At 36.9% G+C, this 21,540-nt stretch carries 18 protein-coding genes; 7 read left to right on the top strand and 11 right to left on the bottom strand.

Annotation, left to right across the window (positions count from 1 at the left end; genetic code table 11):
• Positions 1 to 58 precede the first annotated feature (58 nt).
• The 4 genes from nuoB (at position 59) to QM491_RS01910 (ending at position 4,070) form a co-directional block, all read left to right on the top strand.
• The gene (gene nuoB, locus QM491_RS01925; protein ID WP_283325569.1) at positions 59 to 610 is read left to right on the top strand and encodes an NADH-quinone oxidoreductase subunit NuoB; all 552 of its coding nucleotides are present in this window, start codon (positions 59 to 61) and stop codon (positions 608 to 610) included.
• 28 nt (positions 611 to 638) lie between these two features.
• Positions 639 to 1,127 (top strand): NADH-quinone oxidoreductase subunit C, encoded by a 489-nt coding sequence (locus tag QM491_RS01920; RefSeq protein WP_283325568.1) that lies wholly within the window; start codon positions 639 to 641, stop codon positions 1,125 to 1,127.
• A 120-nt stretch (positions 1,128 to 1,247) separates the two neighbouring features.
• Positions 1,248 to 3,083, top strand: a complete 1,836-nt coding sequence (locus tag QM491_RS01915; RefSeq protein ID WP_283325567.1) for an ABC transporter ATP-binding protein — start codon at positions 1,248 to 1,250, stop codon at positions 3,081 to 3,083.
• Positions 3,084 to 3,197: 114 nt separating this feature from the next.
• Entirely contained in the window at positions 3,198 to 4,070 is an 873-nt protein-coding gene (locus QM491_RS01910) for a glycosyltransferase family protein (protein ID WP_283325566.1), read from the top strand.
• 498 nt (positions 4,071 to 4,568) lie between these two features.
• Here the strand turns inward: QM491_RS01910 and QM491_RS01905 are convergent, their stop codons facing one another.
• The gene (locus QM491_RS01905) at positions 4,569 to 5,597 is read right to left on the bottom strand and encodes a hypothetical protein (RefSeq protein ID WP_283325565.1); all 1,029 of its coding nucleotides are present in this window, start codon (positions 5,595 to 5,597) and stop codon (positions 4,569 to 4,571) included.
• 188 nt (positions 5,598 to 5,785) lie between these two features.
• On the opposite strand from QM491_RS01905, the gene QM491_RS01900 reads away from it, so the two are divergent.
• Positions 5,786 to 5,983 carry a helix-turn-helix transcriptional regulator gene (locus QM491_RS01900; protein WP_283325564.1) on the top strand — a complete coding sequence of 66 codons (198 nt, stop codon included), beginning with the start codon at positions 5,786 to 5,788 and terminating at the stop codon, positions 5,981 to 5,983.
• Between the two features lie 115 nt (positions 5,984 to 6,098).
• Here the strand turns inward: QM491_RS01900 and QM491_RS01895 are convergent, their stop codons facing one another.
• Positions 6,099 to 7,079, bottom strand: coding sequence for a glycosyltransferase (locus tag QM491_RS01895; RefSeq protein ID WP_283325563.1), 981 nt, complete (start codon positions 7,077 to 7,079; stop codon positions 6,099 to 6,101).
• 116 nt (positions 7,080 to 7,195) lie between these two features.
• Here QM491_RS01895 and QM491_RS01890 point away from each other — a divergent pair, with 116 nt between their 5' ends.
• A complete protein-coding gene (locus QM491_RS01890; RefSeq protein WP_283325562.1) occupies positions 7,196 to 8,005 on the top strand; it encodes an FkbM family methyltransferase in 810 nt (269 codons plus the stop codon).
• A 246-nt stretch (positions 8,006 to 8,251) separates the two neighbouring features.
• Here QM491_RS01890 and QM491_RS01885 read toward each other — a convergent pair whose 3' ends face one another.
• From QM491_RS01885 to QM491_RS01865, 5 genes are all read right to left on the bottom strand, one after another.
• Positions 8,252 to 9,412: a glycosyltransferase family 87 protein gene (locus tag QM491_RS01885; protein WP_283325561.1), complete on the bottom strand. Its 1,161-nt coding sequence runs from the start codon at positions 9,410 to 9,412 to the stop codon at positions 8,252 to 8,254.
• A gap of 86 nt (positions 9,413 to 9,498) precedes the next feature.
• A complete protein-coding gene (locus QM491_RS01880) occupies positions 9,499 to 10,284 on the bottom strand; it encodes a polysaccharide deacetylase family protein (RefSeq protein WP_283325560.1) in 786 nt (261 codons plus the stop codon).
• Positions 10,285 to 10,483: 199 nt separating this feature from the next.
• Complete coding sequence (locus tag QM491_RS01875) at positions 10,484 to 11,209, bottom strand: glycosyltransferase (protein WP_283325559.1); 726 nt, start codon at positions 11,207 to 11,209, stop codon at positions 10,484 to 10,486.
• Positions 11,210 to 11,240: 31 nt separating this feature from the next.
• The gene (locus tag QM491_RS01870) at positions 11,241 to 11,987 is read right to left on the bottom strand and encodes a glycosyltransferase family 2 protein (protein WP_283325558.1); all 747 of its coding nucleotides are present in this window, start codon (positions 11,985 to 11,987) and stop codon (positions 11,241 to 11,243) included.
• Positions 11,988 to 12,099: 112 nt separating this feature from the next.
• A complete protein-coding gene (locus QM491_RS01865) occupies positions 12,100 to 15,204 on the bottom strand; it encodes an AAA family ATPase (protein WP_283325557.1) in 3,105 nt (1,034 codons plus the stop codon).
• 408 nt (positions 15,205 to 15,612) lie between these two features.
• On the opposite strand from QM491_RS01865, the gene QM491_RS01860 reads away from it, so the two are divergent.
• Positions 15,613 to 17,856, top strand: coding sequence for a beta-N-acetylhexosaminidase (locus QM491_RS01860; protein WP_283325556.1), 2,244 nt, complete (start codon positions 15,613 to 15,615; stop codon positions 17,854 to 17,856).
• A gap of 67 nt (positions 17,857 to 17,923) precedes the next feature.
• On the opposite strand, the gene QM491_RS01855 is transcribed toward QM491_RS01860, so the two are convergent.
• From QM491_RS01855 to QM491_RS01840, 4 genes are all read right to left on the bottom strand, one after another.
• Positions 17,924 to 18,547, bottom strand: coding sequence for an HD domain-containing protein (locus tag QM491_RS01855; protein ID WP_283325555.1), 624 nt, complete (start codon positions 18,545 to 18,547; stop codon positions 17,924 to 17,926).
• 95 nt (positions 18,548 to 18,642) lie between these two features.
• Complete coding sequence (locus tag QM491_RS01850) at positions 18,643 to 19,683, bottom strand: sugar phosphate isomerase/epimerase family protein (RefSeq protein ID WP_283325554.1); 1,041 nt, start codon at positions 19,681 to 19,683, stop codon at positions 18,643 to 18,645.
• 274 nt (positions 19,684 to 19,957) lie between these two features.
• Positions 19,958 to 20,905: a hypothetical protein gene (locus tag QM491_RS01845; protein WP_283325553.1), complete on the bottom strand. Its 948-nt coding sequence runs from the start codon at positions 20,903 to 20,905 to the stop codon at positions 19,958 to 19,960.
• Positions 20,898 to 21,497 carry a hypothetical protein gene (locus QM491_RS01840; protein ID WP_283325552.1) on the bottom strand — a complete coding sequence of 200 codons (600 nt, stop codon included), beginning with the start codon at positions 21,495 to 21,497 and terminating at the stop codon, positions 20,898 to 20,900. The genes QM491_RS01845 and QM491_RS01840 overlap by 8 nt, the downstream gene beginning before the upstream one ends.
• Between the last annotated feature and the right edge of the window lie 43 nt (positions 21,498 to 21,540).

The following is a 21,540-nucleotide window of genomic DNA, read 5'->3' as shown; positions in this document are numbered from 1 at the left end:
GATTTAGAATTGGTATTCCTTAACATCAATCACATACCTCAATCTAACATTTTCAGATATGAAGGGATTACTCGACCAGCAATTCGAAGAAAATAATATTGTACTTAGTCAAGTAGAAGACTTGCTCAATTGGGCACGTTTGAGCTCGTTATGGCCCATGGGTTTTGGCTTAGCCTGCTGTGCAATCGAAATGATGCAGACCATGGCATCGGGCTATGACCTCGACCGTTTTGGAGTTTTTCCACGCCCTTCGCCGCGCCAATCAGATGTGATGATTGTAGCTGGTACTGTTACCTTCAAAATGGCTGACCGTATTCGTCGTTTGTACGAACAAATGCCAGAACCTCGCTATGTGATTTCGATGGGTAGCTGCTCCAACTGTGGTGGACCTTACTGGGAACACGGTTATCATGTCGTAAAAGGTGTCGACCGCATTATTCCTGTGGATGTATATGTGCCAGGCTGTCCTCCTCGTCCAGAAGCATTGATTGGTGGTTTTTTGAAATTGCAAGAAAAAATCCGTCAAGAAACTATCGTAGCACCTAAAGCCATTTTAGATATGGAACAGGAAGAAGCTCGTAACCAAAAACCAGCGTTTGCTTCTTCTTAATCAATAGCCAAACTTAGCATCCTCAAACATGACTTTCGACCAAATCAATGACCTAATTGTTTCTGAATTAGGTTCAGATATCATTCTAGGAAAAGACCATCAATGTCTACATATTACAACGGATAAAATTGCTGTTGTAGCGAAGTTTTTATTCGAAAATGAAAACTGTTATTTCGATATGTTGTCGTGCATTACAGCCTTGGATAATGGTGTCGAAAAAGCGACAATGGAAGTAATTTATAATTTGTACTCTATTCCTTACGAGCACAAAATGATGCTTAAGGTGATTGTCCCACGAAATGCCAAAGATGAACCTGCTCCAAGCGTACTTACGCTAAGCCATATCTGGCGTACAGCAGACTGGCACGAGCGTGAGGCATTTGACCTAGTAGGTATTCGTTTTGAGGGACATCCAGATTTACGAAGAATCCTATTACCAGAAGATTGGGACGGACACCCACTCCGCAAGGACTATCAAGCACAAGAATATTATCACGGTATTCAGGTGAAGTATTAGTTTACGGTATGGGCTATCGGTGTTCGGCTATTGGCAAAGTTTGAATAAAATATTTAAAACTAGAGGCTCCTAACTGCTCATATTATTCATAACTCAAAACAAACTCAAAATCATCATTCGTTGAAAACATATTTAAGTATCTTACAATATACCACTTCACTCAAAAAGTATATTGCGCCCTATTTCATACTATCTTTATTAGCCAGCATATTTGGAGTACTCAACTTTGCTCTACTTTCGCCTTTATTGAAGGTTTTGTTTAATCAGGTCGAAAGTGGAGAAGCTGAAAAAAGAGTTACGCAACTTCCTGATTTTAGTTTGAGTAAAGAGTTTTTCTCTGATACTTTCAACTACTATTTGTACAATATGTTGGATGTGTATGGTCGTATGGGCGCGCTACAGTTTGCCTGTGCCATTATTGTGGTATCCGTTTTTCTTTCAAACGTATTCCGTTACCTTTCTCAAAGAATCCTTAAAACTGTTGAATCTGAAACGATTGCGAGTTTGAGACATGCCGTTTTTCAAAAAACGGTTAGTCTGCATTTAGGCTTTTTCAACAATGAGCGCAAAGGTAATTTGATGTCACACCTAACAACCGATATTCAAGAAATCGAAAACTCTATTGCTCGTGCTTTTACAGCTTCATTAAAAGAGGTATTTGCCTTAGTAGTATATTTTGTATTCTTGTTTATGATTTCAGCTAAACTAACACTTTTTTCTATTCTTATATTACCTCTTTCAGGAGGAACTATTGCAGCAATTGCACGAAGACTACGTAAAAAGGCTCATGAAGTTCAAGAAAATCTTAGTACGATCATCAGTACAATTGATGAGGTACTTGGAGGAATGAGAGTGGTAAAGGCATTTAATGCGGAAGTTACAATCCTAAAGCAATTTGAGACTTTAAATACAAAGTATAAAAAATCTGTCCAAAGGATGTTATATCGACAAGAAATGACCTCTCCGACTTCAGAAACATTGGGTGTAATTGTTATTGCAGGGATTTTGCTCTACGGGGGCTCTTTAGTTATCAATAAAGAGGGGGGGCTTACCGCTTCCGCATTTATCAGCTATTTAGCGCTTTTTTCTCAGGTACAACGCCCAGCAAAAGTTATAGCCGATGCATTTAGTGGTATTCAAAGAGGTATAGCTTCTGCTGAAAGATTAATCGTATTAATGAACACAACGTCGGAAGTACAAGACCAACCGAATGCTATTAATTTACCTAGTTTTGAAAAAGGAATTGAATTTAAAAACGTGTCATTTAGCTATAATGGAGAAAATGACGTTTTGAAAAATATTTCATTTACCATTCCTAAAGGTCAAACGGTGGCACTGGTTGGCGAGTCTGGCGGTGGAAAATCTACCCTAGCTGATTTAGTTCCTCGTTTTTATGACCCAACAGGTGGAGAAATCCTCTTGGATGGTATCGATTTAAAAGCAATTTCTGCCGAATCTCTACATCGCCAAATGGGGATTGTGACGCAAGAATCTATTTTATTTAACGATACAATCGAAAACAATATCGTATTTGGTGCCAACGCCACAGAAGCGCAAATCATCGAAGCTGCCAAAATTGCAAATGCACATCAGTTTATTTCTCAGTCACCTGAAGGCTATCAAACCATCATTGGTGACCGAGGAAGTCGTTTGTCGGGTGGACAACGCCAACGTTTGAGTATTGCGAGAGCCGTGCTAAAAAACCCTCCAATTTTGATTTTGGACGAAGCCACTTCCGCACTAGATACTGAATCAGAAAAATTGGTACAAGAAGCATTGACTAATTTGATGAAAAACCGTACCACCTTGGTCATTGCTCACCGTTTGAGTACCATCCAAAATGCGGATAAAATCATCGTTATTAGCAAAGGACAAATCGTAGAAGAAGGAACACACGAAGAACTTGTGCAAATTCCAAATGGCTATTATGCCAAACTAAGCAGTCTACAAAGCTGATACGATTGTGGATTTTTGATTTCGGAAGTATAAATCTTGTTAAAAATCACTCATTCGCCAAATCACTCAATTACTAAATTGGGTTCCACTACAATATTAAAGCTATCAAAAAAAATGAAGATTGCAGGATTTACTTTTGTCCGAAATGCTATCAAATACGACTATCCCATCATCGAGGCTATTACTTCGATATTGCCAATATGTGACGAACTGGTAGTTGCCGTAGGAAATTCGGAAGATGGTACCTTAGAACTAATACAAAGTATAGATTCGCCCAAAATCAAAATCATTGAAACTATTTGGGATGATTCTTTACGTGAAGGTGGACGTGTGCTAGCAGTCGAAACCGATAAGGCTCTGGCAGCTATTTCGCCCGATGCTGACTGGTGTTTTTATATCCAAGGTGATGAAGTGGTACATGAAAAGTATCTTCCTGTCATTAAAAAAGCCATGGAGGATAACCTTCACAAATCTGAAGTAGAAGGACTATTATTCAAATACTTGCACTTTTATGGCTCTTACAATTATGTAGCTGATGCACATCGATGGTATCGCCGAGAGATTCGAGTAGTGCGCAATACAGGCAATGTCTTGTCTTACCGTGATGCGCAAGGCTTTAGAACAAAAGACAATCAGAAGCTCAAAGTCAAACTCATTGATGCCTTTATCTATCATTATGGTTGGGTAAAACCTCCTGAAATCCAAAAGGAAAAGATTAAAAGCTCTAGTCGCTTTTGGCATAGCGAACAAAAAGTAGAAAAGATTTCACAAGAATTAGAGGATTTTGACTACTCCGAAATTGACTCATTAACACATTTCGACGGCTCTCATCCGCAAGTCATGCAGGCCCGTGTAGAGCGGATGAACTGGCTTTTTGATTTTGATATTAAAGAAAAGAAACTCAATTTTAAAAACTCAGTAAAAATGTGGATTGAAAAAACAACAGGTTGGAGAATTGGAGAATATAAAAATTATAAAATATTCTAAATATAGAATGAAATCAAATACTTTTTGAGTATTTCTCAATCATCATCTGGAGGAATTAAATTTTATTTAAACCATTAAGAATGGTAAGTAATCGTGCAGAATAAGATTTAAGTTATGTGTTTAGGCACTAGGCAACAGGCACAAGGCAAAGAGTGTTAAAATGTTTTTTATTACCCACAGCCATGCTTTTTTCCAAAACCCACCGCCGAAAGCCGTTACCTGAAAGCCCAAAGCCCAATCTTAAATTTTACCCGCTTTAAGCTCTAGGCTTTATGCGGTAGGCTAAAAGTTAAATAGTATTTTTCATGAAGTAATAGAAACTCTTTTGCCTAATACCTACGGCTTACAGCCTAAAAGCGTATTAAGGCAATTTTATCTTGCACGATTACTTAATTTCAAGTAAGGTGATACAAAAATTTTACCTAGAGATACTGAACACAAAGTTCATCTCTAGGTAAAATTACAAATTCTAATCTAAATAGAATATTTTGTCACTAGTTATGGATGATAATCAAATAATCCACTTCCATTAACTTCGTGAAAAGAATTTGTTTGGTCATTCGTAGTATATGTTGTGAAACGACCTGCTATTGATACGTTGTAACTATCACCAGTTATGCCTGTACCTTTACCTACCGTAACTGGTCCTCCAGAAACAATAATATCATAATCTGAAGATGTCTCAATTTCATTACTTGATCTAGACCCATTTGTGGGTACTCCTACCAGTACAGCTCCATAAACGCCATTCAAAATTGTCGTATATGAAAAATTCCATGAAATTTTTCTAGGTTCGCCTGCTCGTCTCCATTGTGAGCCCTGATACTCATAAATAACTTTCACAAATATTCTATCAAAATAATATACAGCAGCATTATCTTCCCAGTTGTAATCTCTCCAAATATTAAATTGATAAGTAGAACGTCTTTTACTACCCGAGTCGCCCCATTGGTTAAAATATTTTACATATACATTATAGGCATTACCAAAACTCCAGTTTGAAGCATCTGTTTTAATTTCAGGGTTTAATATCTCTGATTTTACAATACCTACAGCACCATGTATCTTACTTAATGAAGGGTTCAATTTAACCTCACTTAATACCTTTTCATCTCTGTTAGGGATAAAATGCTTCTGACCATTATTAAACCAAACAAGGTTTTCACCAATAACGTACTCACCATCAGCATTTAACAGAGTTTCATAATAACTAGGAAAGTTGAACAATGATAGCTTTTTACTCTCAGTATCTTGAATAGAGTTATTAATAGAGCGAAGTGAAACAAAAGAGTTTTGCTTTTCCCAAGCATTCAACTCCTCTTGTGTTTTACCTTCGAGGGAAGCTACAACCTTATTAAAATGCTCGATACTTTTAAAAACCAAACGTCCTTTTTCTACCGTAACTTTATCATTTTGAGTAGAATTAACAGGGTTTTCCTGAGGCTGAATTAAATCATTTGTACATGAGGATAATAACACTACAAATGAGAAAATAAATAGAGACAACTTGTATTTAAACGATTTCATAAATGAAGAATTTAAATTGTAAAAAAAGAAAAAACCACATGCGCATATAGTTATTGGTTCAAAATTATTCTCTCTACAAAAAAAAAGCTATCAAAAATTTGATAAAAATTATCAAATTTTTGATAGCTTTTTTGAACAATTATCATTTACTTGAAAACGTTTTCTCTACTTATATATAAATATATTTTATGAATTTATCTACATTATTAATTCGCTCTAGAAAAGCAAAAAGAATGTCTCAAGAAGAAGCTGCTTTTCAGCTAAATATTTCACAGAGTACTTATCACAACTGGGAAACAGGAAATTATACACCAAATACCAAGTATTTAGCTAAAATTTTAGAAGTTTTTGACTTAGATATTAAAGACATACTTAATACAGCGTAGTCTATTTTATTTTTTGTCAGTAATACTATACAAGGTGTACAATTATGGAGAGGCATTCTATATATCAATGTTTGAAAATTTAGAATAGCTCATCTCAGAATATCACCTTGTATGATTAAGTGTAATAAGGTAAATATTTTGGAGTATCAAAAGTTGCTTTGGGAGCAACAGGATTAATTTTCTTACCTGATAAAACTAATTCATAATATTTTAGATAATTCAGTGCCATTTTACGAGAAGAAAAAGTATCTCTCACATATTCATGGCTTATCTTAGGATTGAAGGATTCAGAATACTTTAACTTTTCAATTAACTCATCCTCTCTATTTGATAAAAAACCAACCTCTGACGTAATTAACTCAGGAAGTGAACCGTAAGGAGTACCTAAAACAAATGCACCCATATATAAACTTTCAATAATTGCAATTCCAAAAGGTTCATGCCACAAAACAGGGAATAGTAAAGCTTTTGAATAATCCATCAAGTGGAATTTGATTTTTCCTCCAACCATACCGAAAAACTTGACATGCAAATCCGGTGTGAAACGAAAGCCCATTCTAAAATTAATACGTGAACCTCCCATTACCATTAATTTTTCATTTGCCTTTTTGGAAATGTTTACAGCTCCATTTAGATTTTTAACTTTCCAAGAAGCATTAGCAAGAAAATGTACATGTTTCCGTTGATTTGAAAATGATGGAGTAGGATATTCATCGAAATCCAAACCATTATATACAAAAGCATTAGAATTATGTCTAAACGCATGGTTTTGTGAAACAAAAACTGTATTCTGGTCTAAAACCTCATTAGATTTTGGATTTCCTTGAACCATAAGAATATAAGGCTTATGAAAATCAGCGGGAGGTGGAATACTCAAATGTACGACATCTATATAGTCAGGAATTTGTTCAGTCAGAGATATATTGGGATTATAGAATATGACTTCTGCAAAAGGACAAGTAGAGCCTTTTGCTACTAGTAAAGTAACCCTATGTCCTAATCTAACTAAATCATTAGTAAGCCACCAAAGAGCTCTTTCAGTTCCACCATATTCAATGACTGGCAAAACTGCGTTATGAAAAATTAGTATATTCATTTCGCTAAAATATTATTTCAAAGTTTATCTAGTTAATTCTTCATATTAACTTTAATTTTGTGCATTAAACAATAGTCGTTTATTATAGTTACTTATTAGTTTTAAACAATATATTAATGTTCAATTACCTAAAAAAGAAATATACTAAGTTTGTGGCCAAACGCAAATTTAGTGATTATGGTGACGCGACCTCTGTCATCTCAATCCAAGGAATCGGCAATATCAACTTCACTTGTTGGTTAAATCCTTTAGAACAAGAGAAAACTATCTCACTCAGTCAGGTTAACTTTTATCGTAAATTCCTTAAAACTGGCGATTTTGTTATTGACATCGGCGCGCACATTGGCGACACTACTCTTCCAATGGCTTTGGCAGTTGGTGCACAAGGCACGGTTCTAGCTTTTGATCCAAACCCTCACGTTTTTAAAATTTTACAGAAAAACGCCGACCAAAATCGTCACATTTCCAACATCATTCCTTTACCTTACGCTATTGCCGTGGAAGAAGGCGAGTATTCGTATGCTTCTTCTGAGGCCAGCTTCAACAATGGTGGAATCAGTGGAAAAAATGGAAAATTTGGTTTAGGAGAAAAAGTTAAAGGTGTCAACCTTCAAAACTTTATTCACACACAATATCCAGAAGTGAATAAAATCTCCTTGATTAAAGTAGATGCAGAAGGGTATGATATTCAAATCTTGAAATCAATCAGTAAGCTTCTTGACCAGTACAAGCCCACATTGATTTTTGAATGCTTCAAAGACTTATCCGAGCAAGATCGCCACGATTTGTTTAATTATATTAGTCAAAAAGGCTATAAAATCAACAAAATGGATGATTTTGAAGAAGATGCAGCCATTACGCCTATTCCTCAAAAACAAAATATGTTAGATTGGAAACACTTCGATATTATTGCTTTTGCAGAATAGGTATAAAGTGAGAGACAAAGGCATTTAAGTGCTGAGTGAGGAGTGTAGAGTTTTGAATGAAGGCACAAAGTGAATTATTACATCCCTAGTTCAAGACTTAGTCTTGGACTCATTTTTTAAAACAGTTTAGAGACTGTAACAATAGATAGTCCGAGACTAAGTCTCGAACTAGATAAGCCTAAATGCCTTTCTTCACTCAAAACTCCACATTCCTAACTCATCACTCAAATCACTTTGTGCCTCCACTCAAAACTCCTCTTTCTTACTCGCCAACATTTCCCAATGCACTTTTATCCAAACTAATAACATGGGTAATACCATTAGGGCATATTTTCTTAAAAATTCATTTCTAATATATTTGGGCATCAAGTCAGTAGGGCCAAAACTTGTCACCAGCAAAGCAAAAATGAACAATGCTTTATCGGTAGAAGTTTTAGCACTTTGCATATACCAAATCACTGCGCCTACAAACCCAATCAACAAGGTAGATGCTTCGGTGCCTGTACTTGCCAAAACGACCAACATCAACGTCGAGCATAAAAGCAATAATTGATAACGGGTATTGAAAAACAAGTTGATTCGTATATATGACAGCGCAAACATCAAAACCGCTGGTAGGATATACCATAAATTTGAAATACTGGCATCTTGCGCCAATCTTCGTACCATACCCATCACCGAAAGGTCTTGATAAGGATTCGTCAAAACTTCGTTGATATCATTCTTTTTCACCAATACATCAAACCATTCTTGGTAAGTCTGAAGGATATAAGTTGGCGAACTAAACGCCATTGGTAATACAAACAATACCGCTATCCAAAACAAGCCAGAAGCAATAAGTTTGAGTTTATTTTTGGAGAAAAAGAAAAATGCCAGCCCTACCACGCCATATAGCTTGGTCATAGTACCCAACACAATACAAAAGGCTGCCCAGAAGTCTTTTTCTTTCTTGATAAAAGTATAAGCCAAAATAATCAAAGCGGTCACAATACCATGATACTGAACATTGATAAGGCTGGTAATACAGCTATTGAGGCAAAGCCATGACATAATAGCTTTGGTTTTTTCGTCGAAGGAAGGTAATTCATAAATCGCGAAAAGTAGTGCAACGGCATTGGCCACATTCCACAAAATTACCCCAAGCAAAGTCGGCACTAAGGCAAAAGGTGCTATCATTACCGCAAAAGGCGGTCCATACAAAAACAAATCTACGTATTCGTCAGGATGATAGGCGTACAAGTGCTCTTGATGAATCAAGTGCCAGAAGCTGGTCTTAAAAATAATGAAGTTGTTGATGTGTGCGTGAGGATTATCGCCCGTAAAATATTGCTTCATGGCCATTGCTACAGCCACTGCAATCCAAATCAACAAGATGTTGCGCTTATTGAGCAAAAAGTCGAATTTCATAAAAATTACTATCTATGTATCTAGCGGTTGGAAAGAGAATTTTATTAGATATTCAATGGCTTTACTTGAGCGTTTTTTACAGAGGTTTATTTCTTCAGCTTCAACTCCTCTACATATTCCTTCATAGTGATGAAGGTTACTCCTTTAGCTTTTAGCCAAGTAATGTAGTCATCCAAACGCTGTAAAAGTACTCTGTCTGAGTGCTTACGGACATACGCAGGAATGGTGGTATAAGCCGAAAGGTCGGTAAACTCCCAAGGGTGGAAATACAAATTAATAATCCCATAGCGATTGAGTGCGCTATTCGAAAACATTTTGTAAACACTCAAGGGTAAGTTTTTAAAACTCAACCAAAACATCGGAAAACGCAAATTTGGGGTAACAGTCGCAGGAATTTGCCATAACCTATCCTGCACAAAAGGGAGCTTCGGTTTGTCTAAATGGTTGTAACGTCCTGGCAAAAAAGTAGGATTCAACGAAGCATTATACACATAACCAGCATCTGCAATATCTTGATTTTCGACAGGCATCATCCTTGCCATTCTGAATCCTTCAACAGACTGTCCTGTGATTTGAGAAAGCAATTTTTTGGAAGCAGGTAAATCAATCTTTGCATCGAAGCTACTATGATACATTCCATGAGAAGCAATCTCATGTTTCTCGGCCAAAGTTTTCATTAACTCAGGCTGAGAAAGTGCATATTGTCCTGTACAAAAAATAGTGCTTTTTACTTGATGTTTATCTAATAATGCCTTCAAAAGCAATGTCCCACGCGTCGAAACCTCTATCTGTTCCTCCATTGTGATTTGTTGACCGTATTCCAAAGGCACATCAAACTCTTCTACGTCAAATGTTAAGATTGCTTTTAGCATAATAATAAAAAATTAGTAGGCTTACGTATTAGTGCTGAATTACGAGTTGTGAATTTTGAATATTAAAACCCTATAAACCAACAAGTTAACCATCTCGCAATTGTTCAGTAGCTGACGCAAATGCTTGTTAGAGATAACTCCAACAAGGGCAGTAAGGACAACTCATCACTCTAAACTCACAATTCATCACTTCTATCTCTTACTTACTTCGACTAAAAATATTTTGAAAACTCAGCAGTTCTTGTTTTATCGTTTTCCAGCTCATTTGTGAAAAACTAATTCCATCGCGCACGTGTACTTGTATTTTGGCCAAGCGTAAATCCTTACGACGTGAAGCCAGTACCACAAACTCCATATCAAATAAAAACGAATTAATATGGGTTTTGAGAAATACCTCTTTTCCTTTTTGATTAAATCCTTTTAAGCCAGATTGAGTATCTTTTACGAACATCGATGGGAAAAAAACATGGTTCATCGTGCGTAAAGACAGGGAAAATATTTTTCTCAAAAATGGTAATTGACTATAATAATGGTCGTCACGAACGCCCAAAACCACATCATAATTTTCGTCGTTCAATAACCTAAACATCTCCCAAGCGTTTTCCATACGATAGGGATAATCCGCATCGGTATAAATAATCAAATCGCCTTGTGTTTTGGCGATGGCAGTACGCAAAGCAAATCCTTTTCCCTTATTTTGGGAATACGTAACATACTCGAAAGCAGGGATGTTTTCGCGGAGATATTGTAAATGGGCTTCTGTTACGCCTCTTATAGAACCATCATCAACCAAATACAATTTAACCTCCACTTGTGAAGGGAGTTGCGAAACAAATATTTTATAATAATGTATAAGCTCTTTATCCCAACCTTCGTGGGGATTGTAGCACGGATGTACGACATCCAATTTAGTAGTTCGGTTCACTGTTTAAAGAGAGCAAAAATAAAGGCGCAAGTTATGACTTTTCTTTCTGATTCATTTCATAAAGCTTCATGTATTTGAAAAATGCTCCTTGTGCATTGCAATACGAAATCAAATATCCTTCGTAGCCATACAAAAATCCTTTTTTGAGTAAATAGTAATTCCAAAAATGGAAGGTCTTTTTGAAATAGGCAATCACGGGATGTGTGCCTTTTTTGTGCTGATTTTGAACTGCAAAAAGGGTCGAATAATAGTTCATTTTTGCCAAAAGCTGATCAGCCGTTTCATAAGAATAATGATGAATAACTCCCTCAATATCTACAATTTGCAAACCTTTGGTATTCAGTCCTTCATGAACATCTTTGTCGTTGAACTGCGTGCTATTTTTATGAAAAAGTCGTGTTACTTTGTCGTTTCCCCAACCTGCTCCGTTGATGTATTTGCCATTGTAATATTGTTTTCGTAAAAAACGATATAGATGGTTAGGATTGAGCGAAAGATTCTGAATATTTTGAATCAAAATCGGGTCCAATACCTCATCGGAGTCGACCCACAAAATCCAGTCGTTCTTACAAAAACTCACAGACAAATTGCGCATCTTACCAAAGCCAATAAATGGGTGCTCGTGCACACATACATTGGCGTATTGGCGTGCAATCGCCAATGTCTGGTCGGTCGACCCATTATCGAGCACAATTACTTCATCGAATCCCTTCAAGGCATCCAAACACTGCGCCAATCGCGCCTCACTATTTTTGGTAAGTATTGTTACGGAAATCATTTAAGTTGTGAGTTTTGAGTTTTGAGTGCTGAGTTCATTTGAGTGAGGAGTTTTGAGTTTTGAGTGAGGAGTGACAAATTAAAAAAAAGACTCTGTACTCCTCACTCAAAACTCAAAACTTAATTTGGCTTCCCATTTCTGGGTTGTTTTCTACGGTGATATAGCTTTCTATTTCTTGTTGTAAATCTTCTACGTGGGAAATAACACCGACGATGCGGTCTTCTTTTCGTAAAGATTTTAAGGTTTCAAAAACTTCTATTAGCGAATCTTTATCCAACGACCCAAAGCCTTCATCCAAGAAAAAGAAATTATTGGTTGACTGTGTTTGAGCATGGATATTATCTGCCAAAGCTAGGGCTAAACATAAGGCAACTTGGAATTTCTGTCCACCAGAAAGCGTTTTTACGGCTCTGGTTCTTCCTTCATTGAGTAAATCTCTCACTCTAAAATCAAATTCTGAAGGACGCGTCTCATAAATTTCGAGTTGCAAAGCCTGTCGGGTCATTTTACTAAAACGCTCATTAGCCTGATTACAAAGATTTTGCAAATACATTCCTGACACAAACCCTACAAACCCTTGGCTTTTAAAGAGTTTTGCTAAAGTATCTATGTCAGCTCTGCGAATTTCTAAAGCCTCCTTTTCCTTCAATAAATCGGCCTGAGTTGCCAAGTCTTTTTCAAGTTGTAATTGTCTACCTCTGAGTGCTCCAGCTTCCGCTTGCAAGGTATTTATTTCATTTTGTAATGTTGCTATATCCGCCAAAAGTTGCTGGTGAATTCCAACATCGTAGCGTAAACCTTGGGTCTCTTCCAGCAGAGATTTGTGTCGCTGTTGAGTAGCTTGTAATTGTACTTTAAAGGTTTCTATGGCTTTTTGCTCTGCATCAATTACCAAGTCCCAAGCCAAAATTTGCTCTATCTCCTCTTTGTCCACATAACCCATCTCTGACATTGCAGCTCTGAGTTGCTCCTCCAATGTCTCGATGATTTGTGTATGCTGTGTCAGATTTTGTTTCAACGCTACAATCTCACCTCCCAATCTATTACTTTGATCTTGTAACAATTGTATATCCTTTTGCAATTGCTCAACGTTTTTGACCAACTCCTGATGCTGGTGCTGAAGTCTTTGGACATGACTAGCAATACTTTCTGCGGTTTCATTTTCTAGCGTCTGTATATCCAAACGCTGTATCTGCGATTGAGCAGTACTTATCTCCGACATTTTAGCCGAGATTTCAACCTCTATTTTTTGTAAAGTAGGCAAATACTTTTCCTCCAAATCCTTCTGCCAAACTTGCAGTTGTTGTTCTTGTGCCCCTCGTTTTTCTTCAAATGCTTTTATTTCCTTTTGTTGTTGTTCGGCCAATACAAAGGCTTTTTGAACCGCCTGTTCATCATCTTTTGAAAAATCAGTCCATACAAAACTCAGGTCATGCTCCTGAATTTTGGCTTGTATATCTTTGTACAAAACCGCTTGTTTGTTTCGCTCTGTATTCCAGATGGTCATATTCTGCGCTAGCGCATCCCATTGAGCCGTCAGCTGTTCGATACGTTGTAGGCGATTTTGCCAAGCTTTTTGGGCCGTTTTTTCTGCTTGTATTTTTCCAGAAAAATCCTCCGAAGAAGTCAACTTAGCGGGGTGATGAATTGCACCACACAAAGGACAAGGCTCGTCATCGTGCAAAGCATTTGAATAGGCCTGCAATGCCTTTTGCGTTTCGAAGTGTGAAATATGGTGTTGATGAAAATCTATTTTTTGGTTAAACCCCTCTTTCAGATGTTCAATCAAGGTAAGACGTTCTGGCAATTCGAGCTGACTAGAAATACGTTCTTGAAAAACTTCGTCTTGACAAATCGCTTGGATTTTTTGTTCAAAATCCTCCGCTTTTAGTTTTGCATCCTTTCCTGCTTCAGTAATGGTATTTCTCTGAGAAAGAAGCGTTTTCTTTTGTCCAAACCACGTAGACACCATCGAGAGACGATGAAGATCAACTTGCTGGCTTTTGAGTTTTTGCAACGCCTCCTCTATCTGCACCCTTTCTGCTTGTCCATGTTGAATTTGAACCCGTTGTTGCTCAACAGCAATTTTACCTTTTTCTAGACGCTCCAGCAATTTGGTTCTCTCACTCGAAGCCTGTTTCCATCTCAAAGCCCAACCCCATTCTTCTGCTTCTTTCAACAAGTTTTCTTTTTGTTCAAAAGCTGGTTTGAGTTCATCCAACTTTTGTTGAGCAACCTGAATATTTTTCACCAACTGTTCCTGCTCTTGGTTTTTACTAGAAAAAGCCAAGGTATCCTTTCGTTGTTCTACTAATCGAGCTTGCTGTTGGGTAAGCAAAGGCTTTAATTGCATCAAAACTTTTTGATAAGTCTTCAATCGACTCTCTTTTGTCTCAAACTCAAGTGACTGAGCTTCCAAAGTTTGCAACTGCGCGACCGTTTCTTCCAAGCTCTTAAAGAGTTTGGCTACCCAATCTAGGCTTTTCTCGTCGGCAACTTTATCTGCCAGCGCTTGATTTCTTAGTACTAATAGCGCCTCTGATGCCTGTAATTGATCTTTGATAGCGTCTAGTTGTTCAGGAGTACTTTGTCCTAATTGGGCAATTTTTCCATTGAGATGCTCAAGCTGTTTTTCATTATTTTCCTTGACCATTTTTACCTTTGAGGCCAAGTCAAAACGCTCCAATTGAAATATTTCATTCATCATCTGGGTACGTTTCGACAAGGGTAATTCAATAAACTCCTGAAAACGGCCTTGAGGAATGATAATCGTTCTTTTAAAGTTTTCGTAAGAAAGACCTATAATTTTTTCGGAAGCATTTTCAACTTCGATAGGCGCCCAATCTGAAATTTCGGGCATCCATTGATAAGTTTTTCTTTCAAAAGTTTTTACATCGTCAAACTTCTTGCTATTTCTACGACCTTTTACCGTAAAACGATACAAGTGATTGTCTTTGCCCGCACGACACTCAAAATCAATGAGTAGGTCATCTGAGCGCAGATTCATCATATTATAATTTCGGTCGTCGCCCGACTTGTTCATTCTCTCGGTATCGCCGTACAAAGCAAAGGTAATCGCCTCTAAAATAGAGGATTTACCAGAGCCAACTTTTCCAAAAATCCCGAAAATAGATGCTTCGGTCAACTTGGTAAAATCAACTACCTGTGTATCGCGATATGAATACAAGCCCTTTATGGACAACTTAATAGGAATCATATAAGTGATGAATTTTGAGTGCTGAGTTAGGAGTGTACATAGGATTATAAAAACTATTTATTTCGGATATCGGATGTTGGATTTCGGAAGTGAAAGCTTCTATTTTTTGTAAAAAATAAAGGTGTTTTACTTTATTTCCGAAATCAGAAATCCTAAATCTGCAATAGATAGAAATCCTTCGTACAATTCTAGTGCTGAGTTATGAGATTAAACTCTTTATTGATGCTTTCACACTAGTTTAATCCACAAATCGGATGCAAATTAGTACTTCGTGGGTAATACCACAACAATTCAAGTTTGGGAAGGCGTTCTATACAAATGAGTATAAAAGCTCCAATATCATTTTATACCTTTGGAAATGATAGACTAAGGTCATAATCACCCCACCCAATTTCAATTAAAATCAATATGAAAAAACAACTTTTGCTTTTATGGTGTCTGCTTTGTTCGGGTACAATACTAGCGCAAAATCGTTATCCAATTATTCCTCAACCCCAAAAGATTATTCCTCAAAATGGGAGTTTCGAGCTAAACAAGCAGGTAGTTATTGTAGACAAAACCCACAACCCACAAACGTTGATGGCGCTTCAACCACTGAAAGACAAATGTCGCTTGGCAGCGGGTTTGGCATTGCCTGTCGTGAGTAAAGCGAAGGGCAAAAAGCCTATTGAGGTGATTTTGGATGCTAAAATGACTCAGGCAGAAGGATACAAACTGAGCATTACACCTCAGCATATCCAACTCAAGGCAAAAACGCCAGCAGGAGTTTTTTACGGTGTACAAAGTTTATTACAACTTTTACCAACGGATATAGAACAGAAAATCCGTGCGAATGATACACAATGGACGATTCCTTGCGGAACGATTGAAGATGAACCACGATTTGGTTACCGTGGTATTATGCTCGATGTATCTCGTCATTTTATGCCTGTTGATTTCTTGAAAAAGTATATTGATGAATTAGCAGCACTCAAAATCAACCGTTTTCATTGGCACTTGACCGACGGACAGGCTTTTAGATTTGAAAGTAAGAAATATCCGCTTTTACACACCGCTAAGTCTCCACAATGGCCAACCAATGAAGGTTTCTATACACAGGAACAAATGCGTGAATTGGTCAAATATGCCCAAGACCGTTTTATTACAATTATTCCTGAAGTGGATGTGCCAGGGCACTCGCAAGCAGCCTTGGTTGCTTATCCACAGTATGCTTGTCAAGATAGTACTGGCAAGCAGTTATTGTTTCAAGGAGAATTTTGTCCAAAACCCGAATCAGCACAATTTATTGCTGATATTTTAGATGAGGTAATTAGTATTTTCCCTAGTGAGTACATTCATATAGGTGGTGACGAAGCTAGCAAAGTAGCTTGGCATAAATGTCCAGTTTGTCGTAAAACTACCCAAGATTTAGGTTTAAAGAATGTGGATGAATTACAGAGTAATTTTATCAAAACGCTTGAAAAACACCTCAATAGCCGTGGGCGTAAGATGATTGGTTGGGATGAAATCCTAGAAGGAGGATTGGCACCAAATGCAACTGTTATGGCATGGAGAAGCCTAGAAAGTGGTGGTGAAGCTGCCAAAATGAAGCATAATGCCATTATGTCGCCAACCTCGCATTGCTATTTGGATTATTATCAATCAGAAGATCCAAACGAACCTTTGGCATTTGCAGGATTTATTAATCTTCCAAAAATTTATAGCTTTGAACCTATTCCAGAAAACTTAACAGCAGAAGAAGCGAAGTATGTGTTAGGGCCACAAGCAAACCTTTGGACAGAGCAAGTACCTGTTGGTAGTCATGCCGAATATATGACTTTTCCAAGAGGAGTAGCCTTGGCGGAAGTAGGTTGGTCGAAAAAGGAAGATCGCAATTATGCTAACTTTCTAGATAGATTATCGAGCTATTTGACTCGTATGGATTACCGTTCGATTAATTATGCGAAGCACTTTTTTGAAATCAAAACACAAACTTCAAGAGATGCTAACCAACGTATTAATTTGTCGTTGTTATGTGATAACAATGGAGCGCCTATCTATTACACAACCGATGGCAGCACGCCGACACAGCAATCAAATTTATACACAGGACCTATTTTGATTTCGCAAACTACCAATATCAAAGCGGCGACCGTAATGAAAGGTAGAATGGTAGACGAAATCACTCGTACCATCAGCATCAACAAGGCTACTGGAGTACAAATGGAATTGACAACACTACCAAGCAAACGATACTTTAGAGGGGGAATTGGCGCCATAACCAACGGTACTTTTGGCGGTAACGGTCGATTCAATGACGAAGAATGGCTTGGCTGGAATGACCAAGATTTTGAAGGTGTGATTAAATGGAATCAGGCAACAGACTTTTCAAAAATCACGCTTCGCTTTTTCCATAAACCTTCTAGCTGGGTTTGGATGCCTAAATCGGTGAGTATTTTAGCATCGAATGATGGGGTAAACTATACTACTTTATCGACGGTCAATCCTAGTGTTCCTGCACAAGAGGGCGTATTGACGATACCAATGTCGTTGGGAAATCAACAATATAAATTTCTCAAAATCAAAGCTCAAGCCTACGGAACCATTCCTGCTAATATGACTGGCGCAGGAGATAAAGCATGGCTTTTTGTGGATGAGGTTGTAGTGGAGTAGTTTTTTTGAGGGGATAGGGGTTAGGCAAAAAGGCAAGAGTAAAGTTTAATTACTAATGCCTTTTTGCCTAAACCCTATCCCCTTCCTGTTCTCTACTTAGATTTAATCTCGCTTGTTTCTCATATTTTTGAGTGAAGTAATCGGTCTTAAAAATCTGGTTCATTTCGAGAAAGTGTTTTAAGACCTTCTTTCTCCCAGGATTGTACAATAAATCTGGATAAATCGCATATTCATTTCTTACCTGCTTCGCATATTGTTTATAAACCTCCCAGTCTTTTCCTAAAATAGATAAGTCGGCATCTGTAAAATAATTAACATCTTGATTTTCAGAGACCACATGCGTTTTTGTCGCTAAAATCATCTCAACAACTCTGGCTACGATTTCTTCCGAAACCCCTAAGCTTTTCATTCTTTTTTCAGCCAAAGCTGCACTTTTTTCTTCATTATTAGATTTTAACGTGTCATACACTGCATCATGATAGAATAATGCCCACAAGAGAACCTCCCAATCTTGAATTTGAGTCTTTATGGATACTAATTCATGATATAAATTTTCTAAGTGAGTCAAATTATGATAATGTCGTCTAGGCTGCGAATAGGCATCGCTAAGCTCTGTCCAATATGTTATCATCTTCGAATTATCGCGAGTATACCCTTGAAGTAATTCTGAGAAAAGGTGTTGTAGGTTCATATTCTTAAGTGAACAGGCACAAAATTAGGGTATAGGCATCAGGCAAAGAGGCATTAGTATTTACTTTTGCCTCCTTGCCTAACCCCTCTCCCCTATTATGCCAACGCTTGTTTACAAAACTCTAAACATTTTTTTACTTCTTCTACCGAATTTGAGCCTTTCGGGATTTGATATTCTAATTCGATGGTTGCAGGGAAATTGTACTTATTATCACGTATCAATTTGAGCGCATCGGCAATAGGCGTATCGCCTTGTCCCCATGGCAAATTGCCACGACCATTGGCTTTTGTCTGGCGGTCTTTGATGTGCATACTCACAATTCTCTCATGATATTTTTTGACCATCTCTAAAGGCGCTGGATTTCCTGCTGCCACAAAGTGTCCAAAATCAAGATTTAAAGCATTAGCAGGTGACTGCGCCAAAGCTGTATCCCAGAAAGTATAGGTTTGTTGCTCGTGACCATGGTAACCTACTTTGATACCAACTTTTTCAGCCATTTTACCCAATTTCAAGGTATGAGCATCATTACTTGGATGCTCCAAAGTAACCTGCGTAGCACCCAAAGCCTTTGCAGCACGCATACCATATTCTATTTCGGTATCGGTATTTTGCATACCAAACGCATCAGGTTTGAAAGCATAAATAGAAACTCCTGCTTTTTTATAGGTTTTTCCTAATTCCTCAAACTTACTAATAGGAGCCGTCGCACGCCATTGTGCCATTTCAGCACGATGGGCTTTCATTTTAGTTTCAGCTTCGTCTAGTTGTTGTTGCTCCTCGGGAGTTAAGGTTTGCTTTTCGTTGCGTTTACGCATCAAGGGAAATACAGCACGGAAATCTACAGGGTTTTTGGGTGCGCCAGCAAAGCTTTCTGCTGGCCCGCCCATCAATTCAATCGCACTAATACCACAATCACGGACATATTGTAAGGTTGCCTCCGCACTTTGGTCTGGCATTTCACGAAACGAATAGGTAATTACGCCGATTTGTACGCCTTTAATCAGAGAGCCAGATTTTCCGAAATTGTCGATAATGGCAGGCATCCCCCAGAGTTTTCCATTGGCCATGAGTGTACCTGTAAGCAAGGCAGCGCCAGCACCTAAAAACTGACGGCGAGAAGAATTGTAATCGTTCATTTTCAAATAGTTAAATTGGTTTATGTAAAAATTGAAGGGAATAGACACAGCGTGGCGAAAATCAAATATTCAATCAACTCTGTACATCTGATGTAATGTTACGCAATCCATATTTTTTAGCCAAAAATTTGCGACTATCAATCGACCAAGTGCCTGAACTATTAGACAATTATGGCATATTTCAGGTCTATTTTATCATAAAGATAAAATAAAAATCCACAGCCCAAACAAGAAGTTGTTTAGACTGTGGATGAGATAAAACTAAAATTATTTACTAGTTTTCGTTTTTCCTATGTTTCCGAAATTCAGTTATATTACTTTCACCAAACAAAGTATCAGCAATTTTCTCATACTTATTTAGAGTTTTATAAAACCCAATATAATTATTATAATGACTATTGTATGAGTGAAGTAAATCATCAAATGTCTTAATTAAAAAATAACCTTCCTTATTTGATCCTATCCTTATACCATTTTTGAGAGGTTTTATGATCCAGTTAGATATATTTTGATTTGTTAAATCATCGGCTGGTATTGCTAATTTCTCTCTAAACAATTTGAATATATCTTCTTTCTTAATAGGATTTTCAAAGTTATGTTTTTCATCTTCAAGTATATCTAAAAATGTCTTTCTTAGTTGATAACTGTCTCTAATATAACTTATTCCGAAATCTTTCTTTGCACCTTTTCTTAGGACTCCAATGGTGGCCTCTTTTGACAAATCGCTTTCTTGATGTTTTAGTAAATTTCGATAAGTATCCTTATCTTCTGAAAAAAGATAAAGTAACCCGTGATCTGTAAATACCTTATCACAACTATCCCACAAATTATTTATTTTTACATGTTCTTTAAGCTTGCTAAATATGTAATTATTTGCGTGATTATTCACTGTAAAATCAATTGACTTAATTAGGTCATTACTTTTATCATAAAAACTTCCAAGGTTAGCAATTATTCTCTTTGTAAGTATTGTCTTCTCTTCAAACAATCTATCGTCCTCCTCTTCTGTAAAGTATTCAGAAATTGTATCATGAAACTTTTCATGTATTTTTTCAACACATTCCCAGTAAAGTTCATTTGAAAAGCGTATATTCATTTTACTATATTCTGGGCTCGCCAATGACTCATCTAATATTCCTGTTAGATGATCTCCTAATAATTTTTTGTATTTTTTTGATGTATAGCTAGTTGCTAGCTGTATATCTATCGACAATTTATCCATTATTTCTAATACCAATTTTTCTAATTATCATTTTTTGGCTTGGCGTTGCTATCTCATCTAAACAACTTTTTCTAAAAGTAAAGTTTAATCTAATTACATGTTCTGGAGTTAATTCTTCGAATGATTCAAGCTCAAAAATATATTTAGAATAAAATTCCGGTTCGGTACTATCAAGAAATCGCTGCAAGTTTTTTTGCTTACCGAATATGTTAGTATGACTAGATATTACAACAACTTGACCATTATCGTTGAGTAAATCTCCTACACGATTAAAAAATGACTGCGCTAGTATTAGAGTTGAATATCCAAACCCAAAAGGATTACATAAGATTATTGTATCAAAAATATGTTCATTAAAGTTATGATTATCAAAATCACATATAAAATCTATGTAATGACAATCAGAATTTTTATCATAGTATGGAAGCTCTGTAAAATGACTTAGTGAAGGCAAATTTTTATCAGTTAAAAAGCACTCAGGATATAGAACCTTTCCAAAATAATTTTTGCCTGCTCCAAATTCAATATTTCGAATGTTAGACTGTGTATTTAGGTGGGTAATAGGGTGTCCGTTAATATCTAATATTGGCATAAAATGTATTTCTCTTTCTTAAAACAAGTGCAAAGTAAATATT

Origin of the sequence: Flectobacillus longus, assembly GCF_030056705.1 — a bacterium.
In the GTDB taxonomy this organism is placed as follows: Bacteria; Bacteroidota; Bacteroidia; order Cytophagales; family Spirosomataceae; genus Flectobacillus; species Flectobacillus longus.
Note: the sequence above shows the minus strand (reverse complement) of the source record. Positions and strands in the feature narration are given on the sequence as shown.

Excerpts from the sequence above, each read along its gene's own strand:
- QM491_RS01840 (WP_283325552.1), bottom strand. The coding sequence starts at position 21,497 with ATGCCAATATTAGATATTAACGGACACCCTATTACCCACCTAAATACA.
- nuoB (WP_283325569.1), top strand. The coding sequence starts at position 59 with ATGAAGGGATTACTCGACCAGCAATTCGAAGAAAATAATATTGTACTT.
- QM491_RS01850 (WP_283325554.1), bottom strand. The coding sequence starts at position 19,683 with ATGAACGATTACAATTCTTCTCGCCGTCAGTTTTTAGGTGCTGGCGCT.
- QM491_RS01920 (WP_283325568.1), top strand. The coding sequence starts at position 639 with ATGACTTTCGACCAAATCAATGACCTAATTGTTTCTGAATTAGGTTCA.
- QM491_RS01845 (WP_283325553.1), bottom strand. The coding sequence starts at position 20,905 with ATGGATAAATTGTCGATAGATATACAGCTAGCAACTAGCTATACATCA.
- QM491_RS01880 (WP_283325560.1), bottom strand. The coding sequence starts at position 10,284 with ATGCTAAAAGCAATCTTAACATTTGACGTAGAAGAGTTTGATGTGCCT.
- QM491_RS01870 (WP_283325558.1), bottom strand. The coding sequence starts at position 11,987 with ATGATTTCCGTAACAATACTTACCAAAAATAGTGAGGCGCGATTGGCG.
- QM491_RS01890 (WP_283325562.1), top strand. The coding sequence starts at position 7,196 with ATGTTCAATTACCTAAAAAAGAAATATACTAAGTTTGTGGCCAAACGC.
- QM491_RS01860 (WP_283325556.1), top strand. The coding sequence starts at position 15,613 with ATGAAAAAACAACTTTTGCTTTTATGGTGTCTGCTTTGTTCGGGTACA.
- QM491_RS01855 (WP_283325555.1), bottom strand. The coding sequence starts at position 18,547 with ATGAACCTACAACACCTTTTCTCAGAATTACTTCAAGGGTATACTCGC.
- QM491_RS01910 (WP_283325566.1), top strand. The coding sequence starts at position 3,198 with ATGAAGATTGCAGGATTTACTTTTGTCCGAAATGCTATCAAATACGAC.
- QM491_RS01905 (WP_283325565.1), bottom strand. The coding sequence starts at position 5,597 with ATGAAATCGTTTAAATACAAGTTGTCTCTATTTATTTTCTCATTTGTA.
- QM491_RS01900 (WP_283325564.1), top strand. The coding sequence starts at position 5,786 with ATGAATTTATCTACATTATTAATTCGCTCTAGAAAAGCAAAAAGAATG.
- QM491_RS01885 (WP_283325561.1), bottom strand. The coding sequence starts at position 9,412 with ATGAAATTCGACTTTTTGCTCAATAAGCGCAACATCTTGTTGATTTGG.
- QM491_RS01865 (WP_283325557.1), bottom strand. The coding sequence starts at position 15,204 with ATGATTCCTATTAAGTTGTCCATAAAGGGCTTGTATTCATATCGCGAT.
- QM491_RS01895 (WP_283325563.1), bottom strand. The coding sequence starts at position 7,079 with ATGAATATACTAATTTTTCATAACGCAGTTTTGCCAGTCATTGAATAT.